This is a genomic window from Qipengyuania pacifica, assembly GCF_019857205.1.
In the GTDB taxonomy this organism is placed as follows: domain Bacteria; phylum Pseudomonadota; class Alphaproteobacteria; order Sphingomonadales; family Sphingomonadaceae; genus Qipengyuania; species Qipengyuania pacifica.
This window is the reverse complement of sequence record NZ_JAHWXO010000005.1, coordinates 103808-117450: the sequence shown is the minus strand read 5'-3', so window position 1 is coordinate 117450 and position 13643 is coordinate 103808. Positions and strand designations below refer to the sequence as shown.

The window sequence follows — 13643 nt, the reverse complement described above, 5'->3', positions numbered from 1 at the left end:
GCGGGCCCCTAACGGTACGGCGCATCGGCTTCAAGGTTCGCGGCAATGGCCCGCTCCCACTTGTCCCCGTTCGCCAACAGTTTCGCCTTGTCATAAAGAAGTTCTTCACGCGTTTCGGTGGCGTATTCGAAGTTCGGCCCTTCGACGACTGCATCGACCGGGCACGCTTCCTGACAGAAACCGCAATAGATGCACTTGGTCATGTCGATGTCGTAGCGCGTGGTGCGACGGCTGCCGTCCTCACGCGGTTCACTCTCGATGGTTATTGCCTGCGCGGGGCAGACAGCTTCGCACAGTTTGCAGGCGATGCAGCGCTCTTCGCCATTGGGGTAGCGACGCAGCGCGTGCTCACCCCGGAATCGCGGACTGATCGGGTTCTTCTCGAACGGATAGTTGATCGTCACCTTGGGCTTGAAGAAGTACTTCAGCGTGAGGGCATGCGCCTTCACGAACTCCCACAAGGTAAATGCTTTGATGGTTTGCGCGATACTCATCCGAAATGTCCCGTGGCCATCAGATAGCCCGAAATGACAACAACAAAACCGAGGCTGATAGGAAGGAACACCTTCCAGCCCAGGCGCATCAGCTGGTCGTAACGATAGCGCGGAACTGTCGCCATGACCCAGCTGAACATGAAGAAGAAGAAGAAAGTCTTGAGCAGAAGCCAGACAATGCCGGGCACGTAATACAGTGGTGCCCAGTCGATCGGCGGCAGCCAGCCACCCCAGAACAGCAGGGCATTGAGAATGCACATCAACAGGATGTTGGCATATTCACCCAACCAGAAGAGCGCGAAGCTCATCGAGGAATATTCGGTCTGATAACCGGCAACGAGTTCGCTTTCGGCTTCGGTAAGATCGAAGGGAACGCGCTGCGTCTCGGCGAGCGAGCTAATGAAGAACATTACCCACATCGGAAACAGCAACGGATGAATGACATAGGCATTCACGATGCCGAGGCCAAACCCTTGCTGAGAGCGGACGATATCATTCAAATTGAATGTACCTGCGAACAGCACCACACAAACCAGGATAAACCCGATCGAGACTTCGTACGAAATCATCTGAGCCGCGGCGCGCATGGCGGAAAAGAATGGGTATTTGGAGTTACTGGCCCATCCGCTCATCACCACGCCGTACACCGACAGTGAACTGATCGCGAGAATGTACAGCAGCCCGATATTGATATCGGCGAGTACTGCCGTGGCACTGAAAGGAACGACGGCCCATGCAGCAAGCGCCACTGTAAAGGTAAGGATAGGCGCAAGCAGGAATATGCCCTTGTTCGCCGCGCTCGGAATAATGGTTTCCTGCAGGAAGACCTTCAGACCGTCGGCAAAACTTTGCAACAGGCCGAAGGGACCGACCACGTTCGGCCCGCGGCGCAGGTTGATCGCCGCCCAGACTTTGCGGTCGACATAGATGATCATCGCCACCGACAGCATCAGCGGCAGAGCAATCAACAGGATGCCGGCAATGGTGGCAACGAACCACGCCCATTCGTAGTTCATGCCGAGGGATTGGAAGAATTCGGTCATTTGTGCTTCCTGCCCTTCCCTGCTTTCTCGCGCGTGGAATAGGCTTCGTTGCGCCAGCCATTGGCGGCGCTGGATTTGTTGCTGTTATCGCTGCGGAAGCCGCGCCAGACGGCAAGGCTGCTGGCACCGATGATGGCGAGTGGGATGATCGGGAATGCCATTATTCCGCTGCCTCCGCCAGTTCACCGCCGCCAAGTAGTTCAGCCGAACATTGCTGCATTACTGCGCTTGCTCGCGCAATCGCATTGGTCAGGTAGAAGTCCTTGATCGGATAAGCCGAGATGGTGCCTTCCGCCCTAGCCTTGGCGGATGCCTTGGGCATAGCACCGAAATCGGCAAGGCCTTCTTCGCCAAGCGCGGGAACTTCGGCGATCATTGCCGCCTGAAGCTCGGCAAAACTGTTGAACACGACCGAAACGCCCAGAGCGTCGGCAAGGGCGCGGAGAATTGTCCAGTCCTCGCGAGCATCACCTGGTGCGAACACGGCCTTCTCGGCGAACTGCACGCGACCTTCCGTATTGACGTAGGTTCCATCCTTCTCGGCGTAGCTAGCGCCAGGCAGGATGATATCAGCCGCATGCGCGCCCTTGTCGCCATGATGGCCGACATAGACTTTCAGCGCATCGGCGAAGGGTTCGAAGTCCATTTCGTCTGCGCCGAGGCTGATGACTACCTTGGGCTTGGCCGTGACGATGTCCTTCATCCCGCCTTTCTGCGCAAAGCCGAGCATCAGCCCGCCCATCCGCGCAGCACTGAAATGCAGAACGTTGAAGCCGTTCCAGCCCTCGCGGACGAGATTGAACTGCTCAGCAAAAGCAAGACCAGCGCCCAACGCGCCGTGGGCCAGAGCCGCTCCCCCCATGATGATGGCGGGCCGTTCGGCCGAACTGAAAATTTCACCCACTGCTTCGGGCAGCTCGCCGAGCGACGACAACTCGTCGCCGAGGAATACCGCCGGATACGTCGTGTCCCAGAACGCCCCGATCACGAAAACCTTGGCGCCGCGCTTCACTGCCTTGCGAATGCGCACATTCACCAAGGGTGCTTCCCAGCGAATGTGGCTCCCCACGATCAGGATTGCGTCTGCAGTTTCAATACCAGCCAGCGTCGAATTGAAATTCACTGCGGCGAGGTTGGAAACGTCGTAATCCATTCCCGTCTGGCGACCTTCGAGCAGGGATGAACCACTGGCTTTCAACAGAGACTTTGCTGCGAACATCGTTTCGCAATCGACCATGTCGCCCGCAATTGCGGCAATGTCCTTGCCTGGCTTGGCCTTGGCAATCGCTTTGAAGGCCTCGTCCCAGGTCGCGGGCTTTAGGCCGCCCTTCGTGCGCATGAACACTTTGTCGAGCCGACGCCTCGACAGGCCATCGACCTGATAACGTGCCTTGTCGGAAATCCATTCTTCATTGACGTCATCGTTGATGCGCGGAAGCGCACGCATGACTTCCCGACCACGACTGTCGAGCCGAATGTTGGCACCGATCGCATCGGACACGTCGATGCTCAGCGTCTTCTTGAGCTCCCATGGACGCGCTTCGAACGCGTAAGGGCGCGACGTGAGTGCACCGACAGGACACAGATCGATCACATTGGCCGACAGCTCATGCTCAGCCGCCTGCTCGAGATAGGTGGTGATCTGCATGTCCTCGCCGCGACCGACTGCGCCGATCTCGTCGACCCCCGCGATCTCCTCGCTGAAACGCACGCAGCGGGTGCAGTGAATGCAGCGGGTCATGACCGTCTTGATCAGTGGCCCCATATACTTCTCGGTTACCGCGCGCTTGTTTTCTTCATAGCGCGAACCACCACGGCCATAAGCAACCGACTGATCCTGAAGGTCGCACTCGCCGCCCTGATCGCAAATTGGGCAATCAAGCGGGTGATTGATCAGCAGGAATTCCATCACGCCTTCACGCGCGGTCTTCACCATCGGCGTATCGGTGCGGATCTCCTGACCCTCGGTTGCTGGCAACGCGCAGCTTGCCTGCGGTTTCGGCGGTCCAGGCTTCACCTCTACCAGACACATGCGGCAGTTTCCAGCGATACTCAGCCGTTCGTGATAGCAGAAGCGCGGAATTTCCTTCCCGGCAAGCTCGCAGGCCTGCAGGACGGTCGCGCCGTCAGGAGCGTCAATTTCCTGTCCGTCTACGGTGACTTTGGGCATTATTCAGCTGCCTCGGCAAACTTGGCGTTGTGTTCTTCGATCCGGCGTTCAAGCTCGGGGCGGAAGTGGCGGATCAACCCTTGGATCGGCCACGCTGCCGCATCGCCCAATGCACAAATGGTGTGACCTTCAACCTGCTTGGTGACTTGCTGCAGCATGTCGATTTCCTCGATCGCAGCATCGCCTGTGCGCAGACGCTCCATCATGCGCCACATCCATCCCGTGCCTTCACGGCAAGGTGTACACTGACCGCAGCTTTCGTGCTTGTAGAAATAGCTGATCCGGGAAATTGCGCGGACGATATCCGTCGATTTGTCCATCACGATGATGCCCGCCGTACCGAGCCCCGACCCCAGATCCTTGAGCCCGTCGAAATCCATCGGCGCGTCCCAGATCTGATCGGCCGGAACGAGCGGAACTGATGATCCACCCGGAATCACAGCGAGCAAATTGTCCTTGCCACCGATGATGCCGCCACAATGCTTTTCGATCAATTCGCTGAACGGGATGCTTAGCGCTTCTTCGACCACGCAGGGCTTGTTTACATGCCCGCTGATCTGGAACAGCTTGGTACCCTTGTTGTTCTCGCGACCGAAAGAGCTGAACCAGCTCGCTCCTCGACGCAAAATGGTCGGCACGACCGCAATGGATTCGACATTGTTGACTGTCGTCGGACAGCCATAAAGGCCCGCACCTGCAGGGAACGGCGGCTTGAGGCGCGGTTGGCCCTTCTTGCCTTCCAAACTCTCGATCATCGCGGTTTCCTCACCGCAGATGTAGGCGCCTGCGCCGCGGTGCAGGAACACATCGAAATCGTAACCCGACTTGCTCGCGTTTTTCCCGATCAGACCAGCATCATACGCTTCGTCGATCGCAGCCTGCAGGGTTTCCGCTTCGCGGATATATTCGCCGCGGATGTAAATGTATGCCGCCCTTGCTCGCATGGCATAACCAGCGACTAGCGCGCCCTCGATCAGCTTGTGCGGATCGTGGCGGATTATCTCGCGGTCCTTGCAGGATCCGGGTTCGGATTCGTCGGCGTTGATGACGAGAAAGCTAGGACGTCCGTCTTTGCTCTCTTTTGGCATGAAAGACCATTTGAGGCCGGTCGGGAAGCCAGCACCACCACGACCACGAAGACCGGAAGCCTTCATTTCCTCGATGATATCGTCATGCCCGCGCGCGATCAGCGACTTGGTGTCATCCCAGTCGCCACGCTGCTGCGCCGCTTTCAGGCCCCAGTCCTGAAAGCCATACAAATTGGTGAAGATGCGGTCCTTATCGGCAAGCATCAGAATGCGCCCCCTTGCGAGAGGAGATAGATTGCGGCGACTGCAATAATCGCGAGTGCGCCAAATTTAACGATACCGACGAGAACCTTCCACGCGATCCACGCGAGTACCAATGCAACGAGGATGGTGACGACTTCCATTACCATTCCCCCCGGTAATCGTGGTTTGCGCCGACCATGTCCTTCAATGTGGTGGGACCACCTTCAGGTTCGCTAGTGCGCTTGCCTTCGATCTGGGTGCCGGTCTTGGGCTGATTGCCCGCGGCCAGTTCATCGAGAATGGCGTCGAGCCGTTCGGGCGTAAGATCCTCGTAATTGTCGTCGTTGATCTGGACCATGGGCGCGGTAGCGCAATTGCCCATGCATTCGACCTCGGTGAGGGTCCACAGGCCATCGTCAGATACGTGGCCCTTGCTCATGCCACGCTTCTTACAGGTTTCGAACAAGCCGTCCGAACCGCGCAGCATACACGGTGTCGTTCCGCAAACCTGCACGTGGTACTTACCGACGGGCTTCATATTATACATGAAATAGAAGCTGGCGACTTCGAGTACGCGGATGACCGGCATGTCTAGATAGTCGGCGACATATTCGATCACCGGCAATGGCAGCCAGCCCTGCGTGTTGGTCTGTTCTCCGACCTGCCGCTGGGCAAGGTCGAGCAGCGGCATCACCGCCGAGCGCTGGCGCCCCTCGGGATAGCGTGCAATCGCTTTGTCCGCGCGCTCACGGTAGCTTTCGGTAAACTCGAAAGCACCCCAGCGCTCACGCAGTTCGGGAGTGTCGGGTGCGGGGTTACGGTCGGCCATCAGCGATCACACTCCCCAAAGACGACGTCGATGGCGCCGAGAATGGCAGTGGCGTCGGGCAGCATGTGACCTTTGCTCATAAAATCCATTGCCTGGAGGTGGCTGAAAGCCGTCGGACGTATCTTGCAGCGGTAAGGTTTGTTCGAGCCATCGCTGACGAGATAGACGCCAAATTCACCCTTTGGGCTTTCTGTCGCCACGTAGACCTCACCGGCTGGCACGTGGAAGCCCTCTGTATACAGCTTGAAGTGGTGGATCAGCGCTTCCATCGACTGCTTCATTTCCGCGCGCTTGGGCGGCGAAACCTTGCGATCGTCAGAGCAGATCGGGCCGCCCGGCATTTGTGCCAGGCACTGCTTCATGATCTTGGCGCTTTCGTACACTTCCTTCACGCGGACCACGAAGCGGTCGTAACAATCCGAATTGGTGCCGACGGGAATGTCGAACTCCATACGGTCGTACACATCGTATGGCTGACTTTTACGCAGATCCCATGGAATGCCCGCTGCGCGGATCATCGGGCCGGAGAAGCCCCAAGCCACCGCATCGTCCTTGCTCACCACGGCGATATCGACGTTCCGCTGCTTGAAAATGCGATTGTCGAGAACGAGGCTCATGGCATCACCGAACAGTTCGGGCAGCCGCGTGTCGATCCAGTTGCCGATATCGACAAGCAGTTTCTCAGGTACATCCTGATGGACGCCGCCTGGGCGGAACCACGCGCTGTGCATACGCGCTCCAGAAGCCCGCTCGAAGAAATTCAGACAGTCTTCGCGCAGTTCGAAAACCCAAAGGTTGGGCGTCATGGCGCCAACGTCCATGACGTGCGCACCGATGTTGAGCATGTGATTGCAGATGCGGGTCAATTCGGCGAACAGTACGCGCAGATATTGAGCGCGCTCAGGCACCTGGACGTTGAGCAGCTTCTCAATCGCAAGAACGTAGCTGTATTCCTGCGCGAGCGGGCTGCAGTAATCGAGCCGATCAAAATAGGGCAGCGCCTGCAGATACGTCTTGTGCTCGATCAGCTTCTCGGTGCCGCGATGCAGCAGGCCGACATGCGGATCGACCCTCTCGATGATCTCACCGTCAAGTTCCATCACCATACGAAGAACTCCGTGCGCCGCAGGGTGCTGCGGTCCGAAATTGATCGTGTAGTTGGTGATCACCTCGTCGCCGGTAGTCGGCGACTCTTCTAAATGCATGGCGTGGCTCATCCGCAGATCCAATTGCCGCTGTAGCTTTGTGATTTGCCGGCTGCATCCCGTACGAGGACATTGGCAGGACGGCGCTGCTGATCACCCTCTGCCGGGGAAACAGTAACGGTAAAACCTTCACCCTCGAAGGTCGTGCCACTCTTGACCGCATCAAGACCACCGACCGATGCATCGACAGTCGTCAGGCTATCGCCGATCCTTACAACCGCTTTGCCAGGTATCGCACGGTCGTTGACGCCGCCTGCTATGATCATCTCATCCTTGCCAATCATCAACGTGCAACCGCCTTCGCGTGTACCAAGATTGACGCCGCCGATATCGCCCAGCTTCTGAAGCTGAGTAAGATCGGCACCCTGGGGCGGTTGTGCATTGGCGGTATTGGGCTTGTCCGGATTGGCCATCCCGTCAACTGCCGCCGATTCATTCTGCCCGATACGATTGGCAAAATCATCGGCACCCTCCTGCTGCGAAGGTTCTGAAGAACAGGCCGCAAGAGCCAATGGTAGCGCGACGAAAAGAAGCCTACTCATTACTTCGGATCCTTCTTGGCCGCAGCAGGCTTACGCTTCGCCGGGGCACGCTTCTTTTTCGGCTCGGTCGCTTCGGCAGTATCGCTTGTTTTACCCTTGCGTTTTGGGCGCGCGGGTTGATCCTCGGTCGGCTTGGGCGCGGGAGCCTCTTCACCACCATCTTTCTCGGCGGGTGCTCCCGCAGTGACCTTTTCAGACGCCTGCTTATCAGTCTTGGCCCCTGCACCGGTATCGGATGGCTTCTCGGTCGTCTTGGGCTCATCTACCGGAGACGTATCTGCCTTTTCATCGCCGGGAAGAACGTAATCCGCCCCTTCCCATGGACTCATGAAATCGAACTGTCGAAGATCCTGTGCAAGTTCGACAGGCTCATAGACAACGCGCTTTTCATCTTCCGAGTAGCGCAGTTCATGATAGCCCGTAAGCGGGAAGTCCTTGCGGAAGGGATGGCCTTCGAACCCATAATCGGTGAGGATGCGGCGAAGGTCCGAGTTGCCGGCGAAAAGCACCCCGTACATATCGAATACTTCGCGCTCCAACCATCCCGCATTCGGCCACAGCGTCGTGACAGTAGGAACCGGAGTATCTTCCGAAGCCGAACACTTCACCATGATCCGGCTATTCGTCGTCAAAGAAAGCAGCATGTAGACCACTTCGAACCGTTCGGCACGGCTCGGGTAATCAACACCTGCGATCTCCATCAACTGCTGATACTTGTGCTCGTCGCGCAACATGCGAAGCACGTCTTCAACACTGTCACGCTTTACGGTAAGCAACAGCTCACCATGCTCCGCATGGGCGCCGAGCAGATGATCGCCCAACGCCTCGCTGAGCGCACTCTTCAGCCCGTCGATCATGGTAAAGCGGGGCGCGGAATGTAACGTTGCCATTCGGCCTTACCTTTCGATCGTTCCCGAGCGGCGAATCTTCCGCTGCAACTGCATGACACCGTACAAAAGCGCCTCTGCTGTCGGTGGGCACCCCGGGACGTAAATGTCGACCGGTACGATCCGGTCGCACCCACGCACGACGGAATAGCTGTAATGGTAGTAGCCACCCCCATTGGCGCAGCTTCCCATCGAGATGACGTATTTCGGCTCCGACATCTGGTCATAGACCTTGCGAAGGGCAGGCGCCATCTTGTTGCACAGCGTACCGGCAACGATCATCACGTCCGACTGGCGGGGTGAGGCACGTGGGGCGACACCAAAACGCTCCATGTCATAACGCGGCATGTTCACATGAATCATCTCGACCGCACAGCAGGCAAGGCCGAACGTCATCCACCATAGCGAACCGGTGCGCGCCCACTGGAACAGATCTTCGGTGCTGGTGACGAGGAATCCCTTGTCGTTCACCTCTGTTTGAAGCGCATTGAAATAGTCCGCTTCGGGCTGACGAACCTCGCCACCCTGGGCGGCAGGAACAGCGTTGGGCGGAGTGATAATGGTTGAATTGTTCATGGCGTTATTCCCAATCCAGGGCGCCCATCTTCCACTCGTAGGCGAGGCCTACGGCGAGGATGCCGAGAAAGATCATCATACCGATCCAGCCTTCCCACCCTGTGAACTGCAGACTGACTGCCCACGGGAAGAGAAAGGACGCTTCGAGGTCGAACAGCAGGAAGCTGATCGCAACGAGATAGAATTTAACATCGAACTGGCTGCGCGAATCTTCGAATGCGGGAAATCCGCATTCATACTCGCTGTTTTTCTCAGCATTGGGCTTGTGAGCCCCAGTTAGCCGCGAAACGCCCATCGGGAGGAATACGAACAATGCCGAAAGACCAACGGCAATGAACAGGAAAATCAGGATGGGCAGGTATTGTTCGAGGTCGACCACGAATGATTCCTAGGCACGGGAGCTTGTTTTCGCGCCCGCCTCTAGGCCCCTCACCCAGATGGTGCAAGGGTGGAGAAATGCGAACTATTCGCAATAAATCCGCGACATGCGCCGCGCTCCACACCCGGCCCGCTATTTCATCATGGTTTTGACAGCTTTTTCTGTGGCCGCTCCGTATGGCGGCTTGAAGCCGCCCAGTTTGGCAACGTCGATTTTTGGCTGTGTATAGATGCTGCGAGCATGGCTGAATTCGCGAAATCCCTCGACCCCATGATAGCTGCCCATGCCAGACGGCCCCACTCCACCGAACGGTAGATCATCCATCGAAACGTGGAACAGAACATCGTTCACGGTCACGCCGCCACTGATGGTTTTGCTCAACACCTTCTCGCGCTCGCTGCTATCCTGTCCGAAATAGTACAGCCCCAGCGGACGGTCGTGCTGGTTCACGTAGTCAATAGCGTCATCGATATCGGCATAGGTCTTCACCGGCAGGACCGGTCCGAAGATTTCTTCCTGCATCGCCTTCATGTCTTCGCTGACATTCTTCAGGATCGTCAGCGGCATCTTGCGCGCATTGGTGTTGGAGAAATCCTCGTTGGCGGGATTGACCTCGATCACCTCCGCACCCTTGTCGCGCGCATCTGCTACGATCGCCTGCAGGCGATCAAAATGCCTGTCTGTAACGATGCTGGCATAATCCTCGTTGTCGAGCAGTGAGGGGTACATGTCGGCAGTCCCCTCCCATACACCGTGGATCGCCTCATCCACTTTGCTTTCGGGCACGTATAGATAATCCGGAGCAAGACATATCTGGCCTGCATTCATCATCTTGCCCAGGGCCACGCGTTCCCCAGCCTTCGCGAAATCGGCGCTTTCGCCCATGAATACGGGGGATTTTCCGCCTAATTCGAGCGTCACGGGTACGAGATTTTTGGACGCCGCCTCCATGACCTTGCGCCCTGTTGCGGTCGATCCCGTAAAAACCAGGTGATCGAATGCAAGTTCACTGAAAGCAGCGGCAACCTCCGGCCCCCCGGTGAAGACAGCACATTCGTCTGGCGTGAAATATTCCTCGATAAGTTCCTTGGTGAGCAAACTGGTCTTTTCAGTAAACTCGCTCGGCTTGATCATCGCACGATTACCGGCGGCAAATACCTGCATGAGGGGGCCGAAGCTGAGGTTCACCGGGAAATTCCAGGGTGACAATATCCCGACGACGCCCTTGGGCTCGTAGCGAACCTCTGCCTTTGCCCCGAGCAGGCCCAAGGGAAACTGGACGTGGCGCTTTTCTGCCCGCGCCCACTTGTCCATGTTCTTGAGGCAATATTTTCCGAAATTCGCCGTTCCCGCAATGTCGGTAATCATCGACTGAAGCGGCGAACGGTTTCCGAAATCGGCAGCCATCACCTTGCACAGATCATCGCCGTGCTTTTTCAACAAGGTTATAGCGCGTTCGATGCGATCCCTGCGCAGGTTCATGGGCTCTGGACGCATCTGATGGTGGGCGGAGCGCTGCTTCCTAAGCACGGCTTCCATTGCCGCTCTGCGATCTTCAACCATCCTAAACTCCCTCGGTCCATGTTGCGTCGCAGCGACGCACATCCTATCTCGGCAGCGAGATATTCCAGAACACAAGGACCAGCACAAGCATGCCCAAGTTCAGCGCATCCGATCCCGTCGTCATTCTGTCTTATGCCCGAACCCCAATGGGGGGAATGCAGGGCGCGCTTGCGGATGTTTCGGCAACCGATCTTGGCGCGACAGCGGTTAAAGCAGCGGTCGAACGGTCGGGTGTTTCCGCCGATAAGTTTGATCGCACCTACATGGGCTGCGTTCTTCCTGCAGGTCTCGGTCAGGCCCCCGCCCGGCAAGCGTCCATCAAGGCCGGCCTCCCGAAGTCGGTTCAGGCAACCACAGTCAACAAAGTCTGCGGCAGTGGCATGCAGACTGTTATCATGGGCGCAGAAGCGCTGGCGAGCGGCACCATCGATTACGTTGTGGCCGGTGGCATGGAAAGCATGACCAATGCGCCGTATCTGCTGAAAAAGCACCGTAGCGGTGCGCGCCTCGGACATGACACGGCTTACGATCACATGTTCCTCGATGGGCTAGAAGATGCGTACGAAGAAGGCCGTGCGATGGGCACTTTCGCCCAGGACACGGCAAACGATTACCAGCTCACCCGCGAAGAAATGGACGCTTATTCGATTGAATCGCTCCGACGTGCAAATGCGGCCATCGAAAACGGCGCATTCGCTGGGGAAGTTGTGCCGGTCACCTTCTCCACCCGCGCCGGCGAAGTAACTGTCGAACACGACGAGCAGCCCGGAAAGGGCAAGCCCGACAAGATTCCTACGCTACGTCCGGCTTTCGCCAAGGATGGGACGATTACGGCTGCGACTTCGTCCTCGATTTCGGACGGCGCCGCCGCCGTTGTGCTGACCCGTGAGAGTGTTGCGGAGAAAAATGGACAGACCCCCGTCGCCCGGATTGTTGCCATGGCAGCCCATGCCCAGGCACCATCCGAATTCACGGTTGCTCCGGTCGGCGCTATAAACAAGGTTCTCGAAAATGCCGGATGGTCGGCTGACGACGTCGACTTGTGGGAAGTGAACGAGGCCTTTGCCTGCGTCGCGATGTTCGCCATGCGTGACATCGGCATCCCTCACGACAAGATCAACGTGAATGGCGGTGGCACGGCGCTTGGACACCCTATCGGGGCGAGCGGTACGCGGATTATCGTCACCCTTCTCAACGCACTTAAGGAACAGGGGAAGAAGCGCGGAATCGCGTCCCTCTGCATCGGTGGCGGTGAAGCGACGGCGGTGGCGGTCGAACTCGTCTGATTTTCGGGACCCTCCCCCTTTCGCGCGCGTTGTGCCCGCGAAAGGGGAGAACCGATGAAAAAGCTTATGGTCTTCGCCGCTTGCGCTGCGCTCGCCGCATGCGGTTCGAAAGAGGAAAAAACGCCGGAATCCACCAACACCGCGGCTGCAACCGCTAGCGGGACTGCTACGGGTGACGTAACCGGCACTTACGAAATCAAATTAGCCGATGGCAGTGTAACGCTGCAAACCATCAACTCGGACGGAACATACGTCGAGACTACGCCAGACGGTGATCGAACCGGTGGCGGCAAATGGCGAACCGGTGATGACGGTGCGATGTGCTTCGATCCGGAAGGTAACGAAAGCGAAGAATGCTACACCGGCGCAGCCCCCGGAGAAGACGGCAGCTTTGCAATGCAGGATGAGGATGGCAACACGACTACGGTGCGCAAGGTCAATGGCGGCGCTACACCCACAAGTACTCCGGGCACCTAGATGGCCAGCAGATCGGGGCGTTTGCCATCGCGCTTTTCGACGGCCTTTACCCTGACGCTGGCGGGCCTGCTCGTGACGGGTTGCGGTCAAGAAACAGAAGCCCCCTACGCATACGACACCACCGAAAACGATGAAAAAGCTCCCTCGCCAGATGCCTATGTCTTGGCACCCGGAGTATACTCGATCGAGAGTAGCGACGGCAGTCTCTACTTCCAGATGGTGATAGAACAGGATGGTACCTATTCGACACGCGATCCGGATGGGGAAACAATCGTAACAGGCAGATGGCGCGACGACCGCGGAAGAGCGTGCTTCGATCCGTCCGGTGCGGGAGAAGACAAGCAAGAACGCTGCTGGATCAATTCGTCCCTCTCCGAAGATGGAACGTTCACCACAACGGGTGCGGATGGCAGCGATAGCTACACCGTTCGTCCCGTAGCGAGCTGAGGGTTACGGAGGCCCCGCCCCCCAGAGGCGGGACGCAAGAATATATCCCCGCCGTTCCCCGATGGAAAATTCACACCAGCCATCGTCGCAATCGCCAAGTACGCCCACGACGCCAGGTTCAACGCGCCATTTGATGTCCGACCCTGAAGACGCACCATCACGCAATTCGGTCGACGCGTCTCCTATCACGATGGCGCCCCGATCTGGACTCAACAGGCGGGCGACGACCCAGCCCCGCGCGCCGTCCGGATCTTCGATCAGACGCCAGCCCTCCATCAGCCTCACAACCTTCACTGGCAGGCCCGGACGATGGTAGACCCAATCAATACGATAGTCCGCGCTCGGCCCTACTCGCATGTTAAGCTCGCTAGCCCTTATGGTGGCCCAATAGGGCACGTCGCGGTCCTGAGCCTGCACTGTGCTGGCCAAACCGAGAAGAACAAGAAAGGGAAGAAAAAGTCGCATGACCATGCA

17 protein-coding genes are annotated in these 13643 nt (G+C 57.8%); 3 read left to right on the top strand and 14 right to left on the bottom strand.

The features are described from left to right. Positions 1–8: 8 nt before the first annotated feature. The 13 genes from nuoI to KYK83_RS09680 form a co-directional block, all read right to left on the bottom strand. A complete protein-coding gene (gene nuoI, locus KYK83_RS09740; protein WP_050601230.1) occupies positions 9–494 on the bottom strand; it encodes an NADH-quinone oxidoreductase subunit NuoI in 486 nt (161 codons plus the stop codon). After that, a complete protein-coding gene (nuoH, locus tag KYK83_RS09735) occupies positions 491–1537 on the bottom strand; it encodes an NADH-quinone oxidoreductase subunit NuoH (RefSeq protein ID WP_103023762.1) in 1047 nt (348 codons plus the stop codon). The genes nuoI and nuoH overlap by 4 nt, the downstream gene beginning before the upstream one ends. Further along, entirely contained in the window at positions 1534–1698 is a 165-nt protein-coding gene (locus tag KYK83_RS09730; protein ID WP_158246629.1) for a hypothetical protein, read from the bottom strand. The genes nuoH and KYK83_RS09730 overlap by 4 nt, the downstream gene beginning before the upstream one ends. Next, on the bottom strand, positions 1698–3707 hold the full coding sequence (nuoG, locus tag KYK83_RS09725) for an NADH-quinone oxidoreductase subunit NuoG (RefSeq protein WP_222828077.1): 2010 nt from the start codon (positions 3705–3707) through the stop codon (positions 1698–1700). Before nuoG ends, KYK83_RS09730 begins: the two co-directional genes overlap by 1 nt. Beyond that, positions 3707–4999, bottom strand: coding sequence for an NADH-quinone oxidoreductase subunit NuoF (nuoF, locus tag KYK83_RS09720; protein ID WP_196846070.1), 1293 nt, complete (start codon positions 4997–4999; stop codon positions 3707–3709). The genes nuoG and nuoF overlap by 1 nt, the downstream gene beginning before the upstream one ends. Continuing rightward, positions 4999–5139, bottom strand: coding sequence for a hypothetical protein (locus KYK83_RS09715; RefSeq protein WP_158246628.1), 141 nt, complete (start codon positions 5137–5139; stop codon positions 4999–5001). The genes nuoF and KYK83_RS09715 overlap by 1 nt, the downstream gene beginning before the upstream one ends. Next, complete coding sequence (gene nuoE, locus KYK83_RS09710; RefSeq protein WP_222828076.1) at positions 5139–5807, bottom strand: NADH-quinone oxidoreductase subunit NuoE; 669 nt, start codon at positions 5805–5807, stop codon at positions 5139–5141. Before nuoE ends, KYK83_RS09715 begins: the two co-directional genes overlap by 1 nt. Beyond that, entirely contained in the window at positions 5807–7012 is a 1206-nt protein-coding gene (locus KYK83_RS09705; RefSeq protein ID WP_369828427.1) for an NADH-quinone oxidoreductase subunit D, read from the bottom strand. The genes nuoE and KYK83_RS09705 overlap by 1 nt, the downstream gene beginning before the upstream one ends. Before the next feature lie 8 nt (positions 7013–7020). Then, positions 7021–7554: a hypothetical protein gene (locus KYK83_RS09700; RefSeq protein ID WP_222828075.1), complete on the bottom strand. Its 534-nt coding sequence runs from the start codon at positions 7552–7554 to the stop codon at positions 7021–7023. Beyond that, positions 7554–8444, bottom strand: a complete 891-nt coding sequence (locus tag KYK83_RS09695; RefSeq protein ID WP_222828074.1) for an NADH-quinone oxidoreductase subunit C — start codon at positions 8442–8444, stop codon at positions 7554–7556. The genes KYK83_RS09700 and KYK83_RS09695 overlap by 1 nt, the downstream gene beginning before the upstream one ends. A gap of 6 nt (positions 8445–8450) precedes the next feature. Beyond that, entirely contained in the window at positions 8451–9017 is a 567-nt protein-coding gene (locus KYK83_RS09690) for a NuoB/complex I 20 kDa subunit family protein (protein WP_173830024.1), read from the bottom strand. A gap of 4 nt (positions 9018–9021) precedes the next feature. After that, complete coding sequence (gene ndhC, locus KYK83_RS09685; protein WP_103023755.1) at positions 9022–9396, bottom strand: NADH-quinone oxidoreductase subunit A; 375 nt, start codon at positions 9394–9396, stop codon at positions 9022–9024. Positions 9397–9528: 132 nt separating this feature from the next. Continuing rightward, positions 9529–10959: a coniferyl aldehyde dehydrogenase gene (locus KYK83_RS09680; RefSeq protein WP_222828073.1), complete on the bottom strand. Its 1431-nt coding sequence runs from the start codon at positions 10957–10959 to the stop codon at positions 9529–9531. 89 nt (positions 10960–11048) lie between these two features. Here KYK83_RS09680 and KYK83_RS09675 point away from each other — a divergent pair, with 89 nt between their 5' ends. The 3 genes from KYK83_RS09675 to KYK83_RS09665 are packed head-to-tail and all read left to right on the top strand — an operon-like array spanning position 11049 to position 13169. Further along, positions 11049–12245 carry a thiolase family protein gene (locus tag KYK83_RS09675; RefSeq protein WP_222828072.1) on the top strand — a complete coding sequence of 399 codons (1197 nt, stop codon included), beginning with the start codon at positions 11049–11051 and terminating at the stop codon, positions 12243–12245. A 54-nt stretch (positions 12246–12299) separates the two neighbouring features. Further along, entirely contained in the window at positions 12300–12722 is a 423-nt protein-coding gene (locus KYK83_RS09670) for a hypothetical protein (RefSeq protein ID WP_221598351.1), read from the top strand. Then, positions 12723–13169: a hypothetical protein gene (locus tag KYK83_RS09665; RefSeq protein ID WP_222828071.1), complete on the top strand. Its 447-nt coding sequence runs from the start codon at positions 12723–12725 to the stop codon at positions 13167–13169. A 3-nt stretch (positions 13170–13172) separates the two neighbouring features. Here KYK83_RS09665 and KYK83_RS09660 read toward each other — a convergent pair whose 3' ends face one another. Further along, positions 13173–13634, bottom strand: a complete 462-nt coding sequence (locus KYK83_RS09660; protein WP_248284378.1) for an SH3 domain-containing protein — start codon at positions 13632–13634, stop codon at positions 13173–13175. Between the last annotated feature and the right edge of the window lie 9 nt (positions 13635–13643).